The 17,811-nt window shown below is 36.3% G+C and carries 17 protein-coding genes; 4 read left to right on the top strand and 13 right to left on the bottom strand.

All coding sequences use genetic code 11. The features are described from left to right. Positions 1–97 precede the first annotated feature (97 nt). The 8 genes from PHD84_03180 to PHD84_03145 all read right to left on the bottom strand — a co-directional run bounded on the left by PHD84_03180 (position 98) and on the right by PHD84_03145 (position 9,575). Positions 98–1,153, bottom strand: coding sequence for a substrate-binding domain-containing protein (locus PHD84_03180; GenBank protein MDD5636806.1), 1,056 nt, complete (start codon positions 1,151–1,153; stop codon positions 98–100). 147 nt (positions 1,154–1,300) lie between these two features. After that, a complete protein-coding gene (locus PHD84_03175) occupies positions 1,301–3,634 on the bottom strand; it encodes a glycoside hydrolase family 3 N-terminal domain-containing protein (GenBank protein ID MDD5636805.1) in 2,334 nt (777 codons plus the stop codon). Between the two features lie 110 nt (positions 3,635–3,744). Next, on the bottom strand, positions 3,745–4,602 hold the full coding sequence (locus tag PHD84_03170; GenBank protein MDD5636804.1) for a carbohydrate ABC transporter permease: 858 nt from the start codon (positions 4,600–4,602) through the stop codon (positions 3,745–3,747). A 14-nt stretch (positions 4,603–4,616) separates the two neighbouring features. After that, the gene (locus PHD84_03165) at positions 4,617–5,555 is read right to left on the bottom strand and encodes a sugar ABC transporter permease (GenBank protein ID MDD5636803.1); all 939 of its coding nucleotides are present in this window, start codon (positions 5,553–5,555) and stop codon (positions 4,617–4,619) included. A 76-nt stretch (positions 5,556–5,631) separates the two neighbouring features. Next, complete coding sequence (locus PHD84_03160; GenBank protein ID MDD5636802.1) at positions 5,632–6,903, bottom strand: extracellular solute-binding protein; 1,272 nt, start codon at positions 6,901–6,903, stop codon at positions 5,632–5,634. Between the two features lie 317 nt (positions 6,904–7,220). Beyond that, on the bottom strand, positions 7,221–8,135 hold the full coding sequence (locus PHD84_03155) for a GGDEF domain-containing protein (GenBank protein ID MDD5636801.1): 915 nt from the start codon (positions 8,133–8,135) through the stop codon (positions 7,221–7,223). A gap of 27 nt (positions 8,136–8,162) precedes the next feature. Next, positions 8,163–9,101 carry a 2-dehydropantoate 2-reductase gene (locus PHD84_03150; protein MDD5636800.1) on the bottom strand — a complete coding sequence of 313 codons (939 nt, stop codon included), beginning with the start codon at positions 9,099–9,101 and terminating at the stop codon, positions 8,163–8,165. 168 nt (positions 9,102–9,269) lie between these two features. Beyond that, complete coding sequence (locus PHD84_03145; GenBank protein MDD5636799.1) at positions 9,270–9,575, bottom strand: ferritin family protein; 306 nt, start codon at positions 9,573–9,575, stop codon at positions 9,270–9,272. Between the two features lie 319 nt (positions 9,576–9,894). On the opposite strand from PHD84_03145, the gene PHD84_03140 reads away from it, so the two are divergent. The 3 genes from PHD84_03140 to PHD84_03130 all read left to right on the top strand — a co-directional run bounded on the left by PHD84_03140 (position 9,895) and on the right by PHD84_03130 (position 14,380). After that, complete coding sequence (locus PHD84_03140) at positions 9,895–11,454, top strand: glutamate synthase-related protein (protein MDD5636798.1); 1,560 nt, start codon at positions 9,895–9,897, stop codon at positions 11,452–11,454. Positions 11,455–11,624: 170 nt separating this feature from the next. Continuing rightward, on the top strand, positions 11,625–13,280 hold the full coding sequence (locus PHD84_03135) for a carbon-nitrogen hydrolase family protein (GenBank protein MDD5636797.1): 1,656 nt from the start codon (positions 11,625–11,627) through the stop codon (positions 13,278–13,280). Positions 13,281–13,477: 197 nt separating this feature from the next. Beyond that, complete coding sequence (locus PHD84_03130; GenBank protein ID MDD5636796.1) at positions 13,478–14,380, top strand: diacylglycerol kinase family lipid kinase; 903 nt, start codon at positions 13,478–13,480, stop codon at positions 14,378–14,380. Between the two features lie 24 nt (positions 14,381–14,404). Here the strand turns inward: PHD84_03130 and PHD84_03125 are convergent, their stop codons facing one another. Next, complete coding sequence (locus PHD84_03125; protein MDD5636795.1) at positions 14,405–15,409, bottom strand: aldo/keto reductase; 1,005 nt, start codon at positions 15,407–15,409, stop codon at positions 14,405–14,407. A 217-nt stretch (positions 15,410–15,626) separates the two neighbouring features. Between PHD84_03125 and PHD84_03120 the strand changes: the two genes are divergently transcribed. Next, a complete protein-coding gene (locus tag PHD84_03120) occupies positions 15,627–15,914 on the top strand; it encodes a hypothetical protein (GenBank protein MDD5636794.1) in 288 nt (95 codons plus the stop codon). A gap of 135 nt (positions 15,915–16,049) precedes the next feature. Here the strand turns inward: PHD84_03120 and PHD84_03115 are convergent, their stop codons facing one another. From PHD84_03115 to PHD84_03100, 4 genes are read right to left on the bottom strand one after another with little or no spacing between them, the layout of a single operon-like run. Further along, complete coding sequence (locus PHD84_03115; GenBank protein MDD5636793.1) at positions 16,050–16,721, bottom strand: hypothetical protein; 672 nt, start codon at positions 16,719–16,721, stop codon at positions 16,050–16,052. 49 nt (positions 16,722–16,770) lie between these two features. Continuing rightward, positions 16,771–17,289 carry a type 1 glutamine amidotransferase gene (locus tag PHD84_03110; GenBank protein ID MDD5636792.1) on the bottom strand — a complete coding sequence of 173 codons (519 nt, stop codon included), beginning with the start codon at positions 17,287–17,289 and terminating at the stop codon, positions 16,771–16,773. Between the two features lie 20 nt (positions 17,290–17,309). Then, the gene (locus tag PHD84_03105; GenBank protein ID MDD5636791.1) at positions 17,310–17,489 is read right to left on the bottom strand and encodes a hypothetical protein; all 180 of its coding nucleotides are present in this window, start codon (positions 17,487–17,489) and stop codon (positions 17,310–17,312) included. A gap of 38 nt (positions 17,490–17,527) precedes the next feature. Next, positions 17,528–17,794 (bottom strand): hypothetical protein, encoded by a 267-nt coding sequence (locus PHD84_03100; GenBank protein ID MDD5636790.1) that lies wholly within the window; start codon positions 17,792–17,794, stop codon positions 17,528–17,530. Positions 17,795–17,811 lie beyond the last annotated feature (17 nt).

The following is a 17,811-nucleotide window of genomic DNA, read 5'->3' as shown; positions in this document are numbered from 1 at the left end:
CATTAGGGTTTTTCATTATATTAGTATTATAAAAGTATCAGATGTACCATCGGTATTATTAATAGCCGGTGGTACATCTGTTAAAGTATTTTAGCTACTATATTCTTGGGGGTCTCTCGGCTTCAGGAACACCTTTATAGACATCATCATAGGACTGATACCCACTCTTTATAATGACCTCATAAAGGTTATCTTTTGTGGCGCCTACAACTTCCAGGAATCGACAAGGCACTGTACCTTTTAGGTCTTCTCCGGTTAGCTCTGCCAATGAGAACTCTTCTAAGCCTTCTACAGCTTCACCTTTAGCCAGCTTGACTGCTATTTCAATTGATAGCGGAACAAGTTTTCTTATATCTTTATATACACTAACCGTAAGCTCTCCTTTAGCTATTGCATTACAACCTGCTGCTGTGGCATCCTGGGCAGAAATAGGAACCTTACCAGCCAGACCCTGAGCTCTTAAAGCTTCAATAGCCCCTAATGCAGTTGAATCATTGGAGGCAACAACCGCATCAATCTCATTATTAGTAGCAGTAAGCATGTTTTCCATAATCTTTAATGCTTCAGCCGTATCCCAATTAGGTACCCATTGGTCTGCGACAATCTCAACCTGACCTTTATCAATATAAGGTTGCAGAACTTCCATTTGACCTTTTCGGACCAGCACTGCATTGTTGTCTGTGGGACTTCCACCAAGAAGTGCAAATTTGCCACTATCTTTGACAGCTAAAACTCCTCTGGCTTGGGCTCGTCCGACTTCCACATTGTCAAAGGAAATATACACAGCATTGTTTGGTGATTTGATTAAACGGTCATAAGCGATACACTTTACACCAGCTTCTGTTGCAGCATCGACTGCTGTTGCAGCAGCTGCACCATCTTCTGCAACAATAAGAATAACATCTGCACCTTGTAAAACCATGTTCTCTATTTGATCATTCTGTATCTTTGGATCATGGTTAGCTTCTTGAACAATAACCTCGGCACCTGCATTATTGGCTAATTTAGTCATCTCTTCAGCTTCTCTTACCCATCTTTCTAAGGTAAAATCAGCAAAAGATAGACCGATTAAAGGTTTGTCGGCAGCAAAAACTGATAGACTCAAAACAATTAAAAATGTAATGGTTAGTAACCCAATCTGAAATTTTTTCATAATTAGAATCTCCTTTTTTATATAATAAAAAAATTAAATATAGAAAAAGTTTATTTATCTAAGCAATCCCCCCTTTTTTTTATTTAGTTTTTTATTACTGGTAGGTATTTCAATTTGCTATCACATATTTTAATATTGATTGTTTCTTTATTCTATAATTTCATACTCATCCACTAAACGGATATGTTCAGAAGAACTTCCTATCATAACCTTTACTGTTGCCGGTTCTACAACATACTTGAATTCTTTATTATAAAAACCAAGTTGTTCTGATAGTAAAATGAAGTACACTGTCTTTTTTTTGCCTGGCTTTAAAGTAATTCTCTTAAAACCCTTCAGTTCTTTTAATGGTCTAGTTATGGTACTTTGTCTATTGTGAACATATAACTGTATAACTTCATCTCCTGTACTGGAGCCAATATTTTTTATATCAACACTTATTTTCACCTGGCTATCCCGAGACACAGTCCTGGGAGTAATAACCATATTGCTATACTCAAAATTGGTATAACTTAATCCATGGCCGAATGGGAAAAGAGGCTTGCTACTCATCTCAACATAATCTTCCTTCCAGTGAGAGCGGCCACCAGATGGTTTATGATTATAATATACCGGTACCTGTCCTACAGAACGAGGAAAGGAAATAGGAAGCTTGCCTCCTGGATTATAATCACCAAAAAGGACATCAGCAATTGCCCTTGCTCCTTCTTCGCCTGGCAACCATGCTTCTATTATTGCCGGTATGTACCTTGCTGCCCAATTAATAGATAAAGGCCTGCCATTTATCAGGACTAAAATAATCGGAGTACCAGTTTTATGAATTTCTTTTATCAATTCTTCCTGTACACCAGGTAAATTTAGGCTTGCTCTGTCTCTGGTTTCACCACTGGTACAGTCATCAATAAGCCCCGATTTATCCCCCACAACCACTATTGCTACTTCTGCCTTTCGGACATATTCCAGCGCTTCAGAAAAGCCTGCTCTGGAATCATCTAACACTGCACACCCTTCAGCATAGAAAATCTTTGTATCTTTGTTTACTTTTTCCTTTATTCCCTCCAGGACAGTCAATATAGGTATAAAATTATTATCCATCTCTACTTTACTGGGAATTGGGGTGTTAAATTTATCATCTTTTTTCATATCCAGAAGTGATTCTATATGACAGGGATAAGCATAATCACCAATAATATTCCTGGCGCTATGAGCATTGGGTCCAATTACCGAAATAGAAGAAAAACCTTTTTTAAGAGGTAAAATATTATTCTCATTTTTTAATAAAACAATAGATTCCTGAGCTATCCTATGGGCAAGATTCCTCTGTTTCGGTGTATCAAATACCTTAGAACTCTTATTTTCATCTACAGAGGGGTTATTAAAAATACCTAATAAAAACTTCTTTTTAAGAATCCTTGCCACAGATTCGTTAATTAATTGCTCATCAATTTTACCCTTCTGCAATAAATCTTTTAATGGTTTACCGTAACAATCAGTACTAGGTAATTCTATATCCACACCTGCTTCAATTGCTAACCTTGCTGCATTTTCCTTATTAGAGGCAATTAAATGTGTCTCCTTAAGCATATTTATGGCAAAATAATCCGATACGACTAAACCATCAAAGCCCCATTGTTGTCTTAAGATATCTCTTAATAATTCTGTTGAACTATGACAGGGAATGCCATCCAATTCATGATAAGCTGGCATAATTGCAGCAACTTTTGCTTCTTTGACTGCAACTTCAAAGGGTAATAAGAATACCTCCTGCATTTCTCTCGGAGGGATATGTACCGGTGCCCAGTTCATTCCACCTTCTGACAGGCCATAACCCACAAAATGTTTAGCAGTAGCCATTATTCCTTCCTTCCAATCATTACCCTGAATTCCCACTATATAATGTAGTCCCATTATAGAAACAAGATAAGGATCTTCTCCAAAGGTTTCTTCTACCCTTCCCCATCGGGCATCTCTGGTAATATCCAGCACAGGAGCTAACGCCTGGTGAGCACCAACTGATTTCATCTGCTCTCTAATGACAACAGCCATTTCCTTAACCAATTCTGGTTGCCAGGTACTTGCCACACCTATAGCCTGAGGAAAACAAGTTGCTCCCTTAGCCATATATCCACAGCAGGATTCTTCGTGAATTATAGCTGGTATTCCCAGTCGGGTATCCTTCAGTAAAAATTTTTGAATCTTATTGGCTATCCTGGCAGATTCCACCGGGCTAAAATTGCTTGCTCCGCCAAGTCGGGTTACCTGCCCGATCCCATGCTTCATCAATTTTTTGGCTTTTCCCTGAGAAAAACTATTACCTTCCAATATCTCATATATCCAGACACTTCCTAATTGAGCAATCTTTTCCTCTAGTGTCATTCGGGATAAAAGATGCTGAACTTTCTTATCAATAGACTGCCTGGCAAAAAGATGATTTTTTTCTTGACAGTTGGCATTGGTCTGTCTATTAACTTTATCCTTCATTTTTATAAATCCTTCATTTTTATATTTTTGTTCTATTTAATTAACCAGTATCAAGATACTATTTCCTTAATTTTACCCTGATTACTTTTATAAACTACCTGTTTTATTAATTAACCTTTCAATGCTCCAGCGGTAAGGCCAGAAACTAATTGACGCTCAGCAAAGATATAGAAGATCAGTGCAGGAATTGCGGACAATAACAAGAATGCTGCTACCAATGATAAGTCCATGCCATACTGACCCTGGAATTGCATGGTACCAAGGGGAAGTGTCCATAACCTTTCTTTATCAATCAATACCAGGGGTACCAGTAAATCATTCCAACTGTTAACCATAGTCAATGCAGCAACAGCTGCCAGGGAAGGGCGAGCCAGTGGAAGTAATACACACCAGAAAAAACCTAATGCGGTACATCCATCTATGCTTGCAGCATCCTGCAATTCAGAAGGAATTGCCAGAAAGAAATTTCGAAGAATTACTATGGAAACCGAGAGATGAAATGCTATCTGTACCAGAATTACCCCCATAAGGTTATTGGTTAAACCCATCTGACGTATCACCAAGTATATAGGTAAAATAGCCACAGTAATCGGGAACATTAAACCCAGAGTAAAAAAATTAAAAAATATATTCTGCCCGCGGAACTTTAACCGCGAAAAGGCAAAGGCGGCAAAGGCGGCAATACTTAAAACTCCTATAGTAGTCATAATCATCACCAGTACACTGTTGCGCAGCATATACCAGAAAATAGGCATGCTGAGGACCTTTTTAATATTATCCCACTTAGGAGGAATAGGTGGAATATATGGTATGGTCATAAATTCTCCGCGAGTTTTTAATGCTCCAAAAATAATCATAACAATCGGGAATAAAATAAAGAGAGCAGCAAGAATTAGAATAATATATTTAAGAATTACCGAATAGTTCTTTTTCAACTTTTTGCTTTTTTTTGAATTGTTTAACAACATATAAAATTCCTCATCTAAGCCATAACTTCTGCTTTCCTGGTAAGGCGCAAATAAATTATAGAAAAGGTCAGCGAAATTAGTAGCATAAATATCGCCACTGCCGAACCATAACCAAACTCAAAACGAACAAAACTGTAGCGATACATATAAGTCGACATAACCTCGCTCGCATTAACCGGTCCACCTCTAGTCATAATCCACACCAGTGCATATACCTGTAAAGAACCGATAATAGAAAGATAAACTGATGTTTTTATAGTACCGGATAACATGGGTAAAGTTATATAGGTTATCATCTGACGACTATTAACACCATCTATTAAAGCAGCCTCTTCAATGTCTCTTGGTATATTTTGTAAACCAGTAATATATAAAAGCATATGAAATCCAACATATTTCCAGGTCAATACGACAAATATGGCCAGCAGAACTAACCTGGTATCAGCCAACCAGGCTTGTGGTTTTAAAAATGGGATAATATTAATAATGGCATTAAGGAATCCTCTTCTGGGATTGGGATTATATAGAATTAACCACATGATTGCGGTAATGACTTCAGATAAAACATAGGGCATAAAAAAAATTGCCCGAAAAAAGGAACGACCTGGTATATTGCGTCCTACGATAAGGGCTAATCCCATAGCTAAAGGAAGTTGGATAAGCAGAGAAAAAATTACAATTAAAATTCCATTTTTAACTGCTTTTAAGAATATTGTATCGGTAATTAAACGTTGATAATTCTCCAATCCAATATAGTCAACTGCTGCACTAAGACCTTTCCAGTTGAACAAACTATAGTAAGCTGATCGGGCTATGGGATAAACTAAAAATAAAGACAAAAATAGGAAGGCAGGCAATAAAAAAAGCAAAATGGTCATCTTATATTTAAATTGCCTGGAAGAATTAAACCTTTGTGTTACTATCTGATTATTATTAAAAATATTTTTCATCATAAAAAGCTATTAAGCAATGTTGATAGGTATGGGAATCAGGCTGATTCCCATACCTATCTTTAGAATCAAAGCTTGTTTACTTTATTTCCCGAGCGGCAGAATTTTCAACCATTTGAGCCGCTTCTCTTGAAGTTAAAGTACCTGCAAATAAACCCTGAACTGCATCGTTTACAACTGAGCCAGTTGCCGGTGGGAGATATTGATCATAGTAAAGTTGGAAATAACCTGCATCTGCTGCACCCTGTTGAACGAGTTTGAGCATTGGATCAGTCAACCCAGCCTCTGCTCCTTTCACTACTGGAACTGATAAGCCTATTTCTGCTTGTCTAATCTGTGATTCTACACTGCTGATAAATTTGAGGAAATCAATAGTTTCTTCAGGAGCATTTTTACCCACAACAAATCCATTTCCTCCACCTAATGCATCATTGGGATGTCCGGCACCACCTTCCACCATGGGAAATTTAAACCATCCTGTTTTATCCCCGAGTCCCTGACCATCAATACTATTCTCCCTAAACGATCCAGGAGCCCATTGTCCCATCAGATCCATTGCAGCTTCACTATTACCCATGAGAGTGGCTTCATCAGCCCAGGTAGCCCCAAGAAAACCAAGTTGGAAAGGATCAGCAGCAACTAATTCCAGGAGTTTTTCTCCTGCTTCTATAAAAGCTGGGTCAGTAAAAGAACCTTCTCTGGAAGCAGCTTTGACAAAGGCTTCTTCCCCTCCAATACGTGCAGCAAGATACTCCCAGTAAAAAGCGCCTGGCCATTTATCTCCTTCACCAAGGGCAATAGGGGTAATACCAGCATCTTTCAGTTTCTGAATAGCTTCAAAAAGTTCACTCCATGTCGCAGGTGGTTTCGCTATGCCAGCTTGAGCGAATAAATCTTTGTTATACCAGAAACCTACCATTCCCATATCGCGTGGCACTCCATAATTTCTTCCTTTATAGGCATAAACACCAAGAGCTCCCTCTGAGAATGTTTCACGCCATCCCTCTTTGTCCAGATAGTTGGTAATATCTTTGAGTAATCCCGCTTCAGCCTGTTCATTCATTGTGCCACCACCCCAGCTCTGGAAGAGATCGGGAACCTCTCCAGACTGCATAACAGTAGTTAATTTAGCTTTAAAATTTTCATTTTCCATTACTGTAATCTCTATTTTAACATTGGGATGCATAGCCATATACTGATTTGCTAACTCTTGCCATAAATCTCTGTGTTCTGTTTCAGTCTGAATATGCCACCAAGCAACGGTAACCTGATCGGCTGCTGCCAATGCAGGAAATACACTACTTGAAAGCAATATTCCAACCAAACATATAACCAAAAAAATTTTTTTCATGATAATAGCCTCCTTTTACATAATATTTCAAAAGTTTCCTTACACATTGGACAGTAAGATAATTAATATTGATAATATGTTAAAATATATTTGTTTTAATATTTTTTTTTGAAAACACACCTCCTTTTTTCTATGTATTAGGTTGTTAAATACCATAATACTTGGGCTTTTGTAGTGCGGTTCTTTGGTAGTTTGTTGTGATGAATACTTTTTATAAAACTTAAATTAAGTATTATATTAATATTTACTTAAATAATATACGATATTTCAAATACAGTCAAGCATATTTATGTTCTATTTTTTATTTCTCTTTCTATCTACTCGAGGTGGGGAAATGGGTGGTTTTCTGGTTTTATTCTTCTTTTGGATAGTTTATTTTTATACATTAGGTCTTCCGCTTCTTTTAATATATCCAGAATATTTTCTGTAGAAGATTGCTTGGTGGAAATTCCTAAAGAAATGCATAGAGGTAGCTCAGTTGTACTCTTGTTCTTACATAAAACTTTTATTCTCCGAGTAATCATTTCTGCATCTTTCTTGCCAGTCTTAGGAAGTATACATATAAATTCATCTCCTCCCCATCTAGAAATAATATCTTCTTCTCTAAAACATTTTCTAAATATGTTTGCCATATTCTTAAGAAGCATATCTCCCCGGTAATGACCAAAAGTGTCATTCACTAATTTAAGACTATCAACATCCCCCATTATTATGCTAATGGGCAGCTGTCGACTGGTATCTAATCTAATCAATTCTTCCTCAAAAAACGCCCTATTATATAGCCCGGTTAGTAGGTCGTGATAATATAGAAATTTTATTTTCTCTTCTGTTTTCTTTCTTTCGGTAATATCTCTCGAAATTCCAAATGTTCCTATGATTTCGCCTTCTTTGTCATATAAAGGCATTTTAGTAGTGTATACCCATTTATAGACTTTGTTATGCCAGGTTTCCTTTTCTATATAATTTATTATTGGTTTTCCTGTTTTGATAATATTTTGCTCATCTTGAAATGCTTGTTGGGCATGCTCATCAGAAAAAAAGTCAAAATCAGTCTTTCCAATAGCTTCCCTGGGATTTTTTAGTCCAATTCTTTCAGCCATACCTTTATTTATGAGGATAAATCTACTTCGCAGGTCTTTAAAGTAAATAGAATCGGGTATTAATTCCAGAAGAGATTTTAATATAAGAGATTCATCTATATCAAATTTTTTCTCTTCTTTTTTACTATCCACAGGCTCCCTCTTAAAGCTTTAATTAATTCAAGATATTAATTTGCTATAGATTTCGGTAATGGTAGGAGCAGCAATACCATATTCTTGAGCCATACGAATTAAGGTTCCGCCAAATATGTCTCTTTCGTTTTTGTTATTTCCTTTTAAGTAATCCTTCTGAAAGGAAGTTGTAGTATCGTAGGGAAATCTTTTAGCTACTTGCATAGAAGTTTCAATTATATCTTGCTTTAAATTGATATCTCTTGACCTGGCAATCATAACAATCTCTTGCATAATGTTTTCAGTCGACTTATGTAATGCGCTATCCTCTATAACTCCACCAATGGTCTTGCCAGAATAGGCAGTCATTAAACTAAAGGCAGCAATAAAGACATACTTTTCCCAGATAGCTGAATAAGGATTTTCAAACCAAGCTGCGCTAATCTCCATTTCTGAAAAGAATTCCCTGAGATTCTGATAATCATGATTTAAGAACTGAGGATCTTTGCCATATACAATATGTCCTTCAGGACCTTTTTGTCTGATAACACCCGGTTGTTCAATACTGGAAGAAACATATACTGCGGCAGGTATAACTATCCCTTTTTGTAAAACTACTCTGATTCGCTCATATATATCAACACCATTAAGTAGAGGCAGAATGATAGTATCATTAGATATATTCTTAGCGATTTCTATTACCGCATAATTTAGATCATACCCTTTTACACAAAGTAAATATATGTCTGGAGTGGGAATATGTCTTATCCTGTCTGTGGCAATATTGGGAAAGCAAAGTAATTCCTCTTTATCAGTTATTACCTGTAAACCTTTTTCTTGAATTGTGGTTAAATGCTCTCCTCGGCCAATAAAATAAACTTCTCTGGCTAAATTATTTTTATTTATTCTATAAGCTATCCTGCCGCCAAAATATCCTCCTACACCACCAATACCAAATACACAAATATTCCGAATTTTTCTGGACATCTTCTTCCTTTCTTCTTGTAGTTCTCTTCTTAATAGATAGCCGGTCAATAAGTAAATAAATTTAAAATATTTTTACTTCAAATGGAAATTAGGGATTGTAGCCTTATTAATTAAACAGGGATAATTGGAGAACAATAAGTGCTGCAGCTGGAATATGCTTCATGGAATTCAATTATTCAACTTGTCAATTTCTTCTTCTACTTCTTTTGCTCCCTCAGTATAGAATTTTTCTTCTTCAGGGTCAAGTTCTTTTAATAGTCTAAGAAACTCACCGGCATGGACCCGTTCTTCATCCGCAATATCTTTTAATACCTCCTGAGCTAACTTATAATCAATTGATTCAGCAAGTTGCATGTAAAGTTGAATAGCCTCATATTCTGCTGCAATCATAAATCTTATAGCACGAATTAATTCTTCCTTAGTTAGTTTTCGGTCTTTCTTTAAACCAGAAAAAGAATTTCCAAAATCTGGCATATTATCTTAATCCCCCTTAAATATTTTTGTCTCTTCTTCATTTATGCTTTATGAATAAAACGTTCCTTTTTTTATAATATCATAAAATATAAGAAACAAAAAGTTATATTGGTTTTTAGTTACAGGAGTTTTAGTCAGATCTAAATATGTTATATTCTTTTGTAAAATGACGGTATACTTTTTAAGAATTATTTTCTCAAAATACTTGTCAGATAATATATATTTAGAGCAATTTTTGACAAAAAATAGCTATTACTATAATATTTGACTATGCTATATATTTTAGATATATAAATATAATTAAAAGGGGTGTTATGAAATGTCCTTTAGTATTTATAACGCTTCTACGGTAAATAAAACTAAACGTAGAACTCCTAAAGATTTCTCGCCTTTCTCGGGAATATGTACGGTTTGTACTAATGACTGCCTGGGCACCTGTGAAATTGGTCGTTCCGCAGTGAGGGGCTCAGAAATATTATACCCCACAGAACGCACCACATCCCAGACAGCATCTGAAAAAGACTACCCGGTAGATTTTTCACACTTCAATATCAACGGACGTTGTTTTGGTTCTTTTGGTACTGAACCGGGAAAAACTGCCTATCCTAATGTCAATTTGAACATAGCAATAGGAAATGAAAAAAACAAACTCAAATTAAAATCACCTTTTGTGTTGCCTGCTATGGCCAAATTAAACTGGAAAGGCTATTTTTCAGGAGCAGCAATTTCAGGTTTAATTGCGGTCATTGGGGAAGATATGCCTACTACTGATCCTGACACTGTTCTTAAACACGGTAAGATCGTCCACCTTCCCATGCTAAAGGAAATGTATGATTCATTTTATCAGTTTAATGAAGGATATGGTGCCTTATTTTTACAGGCAAATTCAGATGATGAGAAATTAGGATTACTGGATTACGCTCTTCAAGAGGTAGGATTTGAGGCAGTTGAGCTAAAACTTGGTCAAGCAGCTAAAGGTATTCAGGGCATGGGGAAGCTTCCCTCTCTGGAAAAAGCCCTGCAATTTCAACAAATGGGATACGAGGTATATCCTGATCCGAATGATCCGACAGTCCAGGAACTTTATAGAAATAATATGGGACCCACACTTTACAAAGTTGGACGTTTACCTGAATGGGAAGAAGAAACCTTTCTGAAACGTGTAAAAAACCTCAGAGACAAAGGCGCTAAATATATCTCCATCAAAACCGGGCCTTTTAGACCTGCTGATTTGGCTAAAACAATTATGCTGGCTTCCAAAGCGGGGATAGATTTTATGACAGTCGATGGTGCCGGAGGTGGTACCGGTAATAGTCCTATCCATATGATGAATGAATGGGGATATCCAACTGTATACTTAGAGACCATTCTCTTTAAAATTTGTCAAAAAATGCAAGAAAGAAATCTGCGCTTACCGACTTTGGTAATGGCAGGTGGATTTTCTTTTGAAGATCATATCTTTAAAGGTCTGGCTCTCGGTTCTCCTTATGTAAGACTTATCGGTATTGGGAGAGCTGCTATGACTGCCGCCATGGTAGGGCAGACTCTCGGAAAGTTAATTCAAAAGGGAAATATCCCAACAGATCTTACTCAATATGGCCAGTCACTATCAGAGATTTTTTGTGGTTTCCCTGACCTCAAAGCACGATTTGGTGATAAAGTGGAAGATATTCCGCTGGGTGCCTTTGGAGTATATAATTATATGGAAAGGATTAACACCGGCTTACAACAGTTGATGGCTTTATGCCGAAAATATCAGTTGCCCTGCATCAGTCGTGATGACCTTATTCCTCTAACAGAAGGGGCAGCAAGGGTAACAGGTCTTACTAAAATAATAGATACTGATTTAGAAGAAATTGATAAGATCGTGGAAAAATAAATTTATATAATATAAAGCATTAAGGAATAAAGGCTCCTTTAGTTAGAAGTAGCTTTAAGACAGCTCGCACTTAAAATAATTTATAGTAGATAAAATAGATTAGACAAAATTAACAAAGGTGCAATACTCTGAATCTATTAAAATAATAAATGAAAGAAAAATAAAGCCTTATGAACAATCATAAAATTAGAGTTGCCTGTCTTCAATTAGAGGCAAGGCCTTTTTTAAAAGAGGCAAAGAATAAAGAACACATTTTACAATTTATTATCAAAGCTGCCCGCTTAAAACCCGACCTGATAATTTTACCTGAGTGTGTCTACCCCTGTTATTTTTTATCCCCTAGAATTATTCCTGATTATAGAGTGCTTACTGCTCTTACTAATCAATTTCTGGATGAAGTAAAAGAATATGCCCGAAAATACCAGATTTACATTGCCCTGGGCTTGCCTGAATTTATTCCGGAAAAAAATCTACTTTACAATTCGGCTGCTCTGATTAATGATAAAGGCCAAGAGATTGGAAGGGTAAGAAAGTCTTTTCTCTGGCATTTTGATAATAAATGGTTTCAAAGTGATAATAACTATCCCGTTTTTGATACCAAAATTGGGAGAATTGGTTTATTTATCTGTGCGGATGGCCGCCTACCCGAAATCACCCGCTGTCTCTCCTTACAGGGAGCAGAAGTTCTATTAGACCTTACCAACTGGGTTACCTCAGGCCTGGAAAGAAAAGCCTGGTCTAATCCCCAAGCAGAATATATGATTCCCACCAGGGCGCTGGAAAACAAAGTCTGGATTGTAGCAGCAAATAAAATTGGTTATGAAGAAAAATCAATTCAATACTGCGGGAAAAGTGCCTTCTTCTCACCAGATGGAGAAACAGTAATCATGGCATCTTCCGACCAGGAAGAAATACTGCTTAGAGAAATTGATTTATCTCTATCCCATCAGAAAAACATTGCTGGTCTGATTGATGTTTTTCAAAGCAGAAAGCCCGAGCAATACAACTATCTTGCTTTGCCTACCAGCGAACTACCCATTTCTAAGGATTCTAAAAAACAATCTAATAAAAAAACGGAGAATTATTTCGCTGCTGTAATCCAAATCGGAGGTTCTGCAGATGAAGAGTTTTCTGCTTACCTATCCAGGATGGAATATTTTTTCCACACCTTAACAGATCAGGAGGTATCCCTCCTTTCTTTTTCTCAACATAATTTCCTTCCTGTTCATAAAAGCCCGGTTGTTCTGGACTTATTACAAGAATTAACTAAAAAATCTTCTGTACTTTGCTCTATTGTCTTAAAGGAACAGAAAAATTCTCTTAGATATAAAACAAGCTTCCTGGTACAATCAGGAAAAATAATAGGTAAATACAGAAAAACACATCTGGAATTACCGGAAAAAGATAAAATTAATCCTGGAGAAAATTATTTCCCAGTATTTGAAACACAATTTGGTACCATCGGTATGATGCTCGATTATGAGGGATATTTCCCGGAAATTGCTCGCATCCTGACTCTAAAAGGTGCTGAAATCATAATCTGGGCAAGCCAGTTCGGTTATGATGAACACCTAAAAATTTGTCAGACCAGAAGTGCAGAAAATAAAATCTTTATCATCTGCCCTAATTCCATTCAGCAAGAATATAACGGTCATAGTATTATCACAGCACCATCAGGACAAATTGTTACTGGCTGTCTGCAAAACCAGGAAGTGGCAAGTATGGCCTCGATTTTCCTCAGTCTGGCCAGGGATAAGACTATTGTTCCTCATACTAAGGCTATTCTTGGTCGACAACCTGAATCTTATCAATTATTAACCTCTTAAAAGATTATGTAAAGATATTGATATTTAGGAGATAGGTAGTTATAATTTTCATTATCTGGCTATTTGAGATATTCAAATGATATAGTAAATATATTAAACAAGATATTCAAGGGATGAATAAGTATTAAGCTAATTTAAGGGTTTTCAAGGGGTAGAATTACCCTTGCCTATCTTAAATATCAGTGAGGATATTTTTTTTGAAAGCAGAACTGATTATCAACCATACTGCTGGTGGTGGAAAACCACAAAAATTTATTTCTGAAATTCTCAGTTATTTTGACCGTACAAACTTAGAGTATCAGATCAGCTGGACTCCCTCTTCCGGAGGAGCAACCACTCTAGCCTGCCAAGCTGCTGAACAGGGGGTTGACTTAATAATTTCAGTTGGTGGTGATGGCACCATTAATGAAATTGTCAATGGCATAATTCAAGCACCAAATCAGCCAACTCTTGGTATAATTCCAGCTGGTTGGGCTAATGATTTTATCAAAAGTACTTCTATACCTAAAGACATCTTGCAAGCCTGCCAGATCATCCCCGGGCAAAAGACAAAAAAAATAGATGTAGGCCTCATTAATGAGCAAATCTATTTTGTTAACGTCTGTGGTATTGGTTTTGATGCTGATATTGCCGCTTTAGCCAATCAGATGAAAACAAATCATCCTGACTGGAAAGCACTAAGCGCTTATGTTTATGTCTTTGCCACTATCCAAAAACTACTCTTACCCCTACCTTCTTTTCAGGCTAAAATAACCATTGATGGTCAAGTGATAGAAGGAGAAATGTTACTTATAGCAATAGCCAATGGTAGAATTGAAGGTGGAAAATTTAATATAACTCCCGAAGCAGAAATTGATGACGGCTTACTCGATATCTGTGTTATTGGTAAAATGAATAGATTTCGCTGTCTCTACCTATTACCCAAGGCTATAAAAGGAACACATCGTGAGGTATCAGAAGTCAGCTTTTTCAGAGGAAAGGAAATATCAATAGAGGTTGATAAGCCGATAAAAGCACAGGTTGCCGGTGAAATATTACCAGCGAAAAAGGATTATCACATTAGAATATTGCCCCGAAAACTTAATGTAATAGTATCCTGAGAGAAATAATTTACCTGCTACTCTCTAAACAATTCTTAGAGCAAAGATGGGGCAATGGGGTACACAATAACCACAGGTGAGACAAAAGTTATAGTTTACAACAGCCTTCCCATCCCTCAAAGACAGGGCTTGATTGGGACACGCCTTTACACAGGTACCGCATCCCTCACAAAATCGGGAAACAATGAGCCTTTTTCTAGAAAATTCCTCTTTGATAAGTTTTTCCTGATTGATCTTTTGGTCTTCAAATATTTTTAGATTTATTCCCAATTCCCGATAATGAACCATACCTACAGCAATGGATTGTATTTCCTTAATCTTTCTTACAAAAGTAATTGCCTCTTCTATCGTTTTTATAAGATAACCACCCGCTAATGCTTTCATAGCATAGACACCCTTACCATTATTAAAGACCTTTTTAATCGCTTGAATCATTTCTGCTGGCTTTCCCCCGATAATACCTAATCCGATTCTATTAATTAAAGGGAAAACAACATCAATTTCTTCGACCTCGGCTGATTTTTCTACCACTTCTAGAGCATGAGTGGAAATCCCTATAGCTCTTATTATTCCTTCCTTTTTTAAGTCCACCAGAGCGGAAAGCGCACCTACTCTTTTCTGAAAAACATCCTTATCCTCTTGTGGAGCATGCAGGTGAAAAATATCAATATAAGGGCGATTCAGCTCCCGACAAGCTTCCAAAACTGCTTCTTTCATTTCTTCATAACCAGTAGCATGTGATTTGCTGGCTATAATAACTTCTTTTGGAAAATCAACAAGGGCTTCTCTAATATAAGGGTAGGTTTTATAAGCCTGAGCAGTATCCAGAAAATTAATACCTGAATCCAATCCTTTCCTAATAATCTTTGCTCCTTCCTGAACTAACATATTAGCCTGCAACGGTCCCATAGGTAAAACACCAAAACATAATTCACTTACTTTTATTCCTGAGTTTCCCAGTGTATTATATCTCATCTCTTTTCTGTCTTCTCCTTCTTTGATTATCCAGGCAAATTTATATAGTATCATAATATAGCTTTTCAATAAAGACTTTGTAATCCACTACATTTTACCTGAATGCTTCCATAAATTCTACCCTTCAGGATTATTATAACCAGAATAGAAGCAGATAAGTAAAATTTATTTTTAAAAGAAACCTGCTTTTATTTACGTCTAAATAGATAGACAGGGAAATTAATACTCCCTTCGTTAAACAAACACTAATCAATAATGGAGGTAAAATATTATGAAGACAAAGAAGGTTACTTTATTACTGCTCGTGGTGACCAGCACATCCCTATTTTTTAGTATTGCTTCCTTTGCTGAGTCGCGTACCCGGAGTGGTTATGTGGGTAAACCCGGGGCATCACCATCGGATTTTCTGAATCAGGAACAGTTTGCATCCGGTAAATGCTTTGGTTTTTCAGAAAGAGGAGCTAAGCCATGGGGAATGATGAATTTAGATCTATCCCAGGAACAGCTTGCTGAAATCAGTAAAATCAGATTAGATTTCCAGAAAGCTGGGGATAATTAAATAATTATAAACAATAAAAACAGATTATATATTACATTACAGAGACTAAAAAACAACAGGGAGACTACAAGCTTCTCCCTGTTGTTTTTTAGTCTTTCATACCTAAGTAAGTTCGTCTTTATTATGATTTGCCCTTTATTTTTGATTAATTCTTTCCAGATAGGTGCAATAGGCAGAACCTGTTTCAGTTATGATAAATTCTTCCTCCTGTTTCCTGATAAATCTTAAAAACTTTAAAATCTCTAAAATGGCTTCTGATTCATTCTCATCAATAGACATCTCAGCGGTCATTTCCTGAAATATCTCTTCTGTTATATAGTGTCTTTCGTTAATTTCATATAAAATATCCTTACTATGCGGAACTAAAAAATAATCAGCAAAAAGGAAGAGCCATTTGACATTATCCTTTTTCTCTTTCTTATACCGTTCTATAGTTTGAGTTATCTCTTCTTCCCTCATTATTTTTTCTTGTTTTTCTATATTTATCTTATCCATCCAGGCCATAACAGTACCAGAAATTATTTCCTGGAATTTATGGTCATCTTTAAATATTTCGGGAATAGCTCGGTGTTTTTGCAGGGGAACAGATGCTCCTAAAAAATTACTGGTGATATTCTGATCTAAAAAATGGTAAATATCTTCCTGAAATAAAAAAATAGCACAAAATGCACAGACAAAGAATAAGGCAATCCAGGAATTGGACAATTGTATCCAGCCTTGTTCCACCGGCCAAAAAATCATAATGATAAGCAGCGTAAACAAGCATAAAACACCATATGGCAGGGCATGTACTACAGCTTTACGCATGTGCTTTTCCATTTTTTAAAAAATAATTACTTATTTTTTGCCTTTACAATTATAATTCATCTAAAACTTTTAGTATAGCGGGTAGAAATGCTGGCAAATCTCTGGGTGTACGGGAAGTAACCAGGTGATGATCTACAACTACCTCTTGGTCTAAATAATTAGCTCCCGCATTTATCAAATCATCCTTAATGGCAAAAAAACAGGTGGCATCCTTCTCATTTAATATCCCTGCTGAAATAGGAACCCAGGCAGCATGGCAAATTGCCGCAACCAGGCCATCTTTTTCAAATATTTTACGGACAAAACTAAGTATTTTCGGATATCTGCGAAGGTGATCCGGTGCAAAACCACCTGGAATAACGACACCTACAAAATCATCTGCTTTTACTTCCTCAATAGATAAATCTGCTTCTACGGGATATTGGTGTTTACTGTAATAGGTCTTCTTCTCCGGCGCTACAACTTTTACCTCATAACCTGCTTCTTTAAGTCTATAGTAAGGATACCACAATTCAGGATCTTCATATAAATTTTCTGCCAGGATGGCTACTTTTTTGACAGTTTCCATATTTATCCCCCCTATAATCTTTAAAATATCATACTATTGATATTACCACAAATCAAAGCTAATAAAAAGATTTTTCTAACACTTGTGTGAATCTTCAAATCTACCCTGTCCTGTCTATCCATTAATTCCTTTTTTATTTCTTCAATAATTTCCTTTGCCTTGTCATAATTTAAAATACACCTACCTTTTGCTTTTCTCACAAGTGAAATTTTCCCCTTGTTATATAGTTCAAGCAAAGCTAGTGTTTTACAATAATTGGTAATAGGCAGCTTACTTCTGTTTGAACTATCCGGTATTTCCGAATAGTTGAATCTTGTTTTAATTCACCCTCTTTATAAATATTTTTTATATGTTCGTTTATTATTGGCAATCCTTTCTCAAAAAGTAGAGCCATCTGTTTTTGCGTTAGCCAAACAGTATCTTCTTTTAAACGAACCTCTAACTGAGGTCCTTCATCGGATTTATATATTATAATTTCGCCTTTTTTAATTTCTTCTTTTGTCATAAAGTTCTCCAGCATTT

The organism is Atribacterota bacterium, from assembly GCA_028717805.1.
Lineage (GTDB): Bacteria > Atribacterota > Phoenicimicrobiia > Phoenicimicrobiales > Stramentimicrobiaceae > Stramentimicrobium.
The sequence above is the reverse complement of the archived record's forward strand: the minus strand, read 5'-3'. Positions and strand labels throughout refer to the sequence as shown.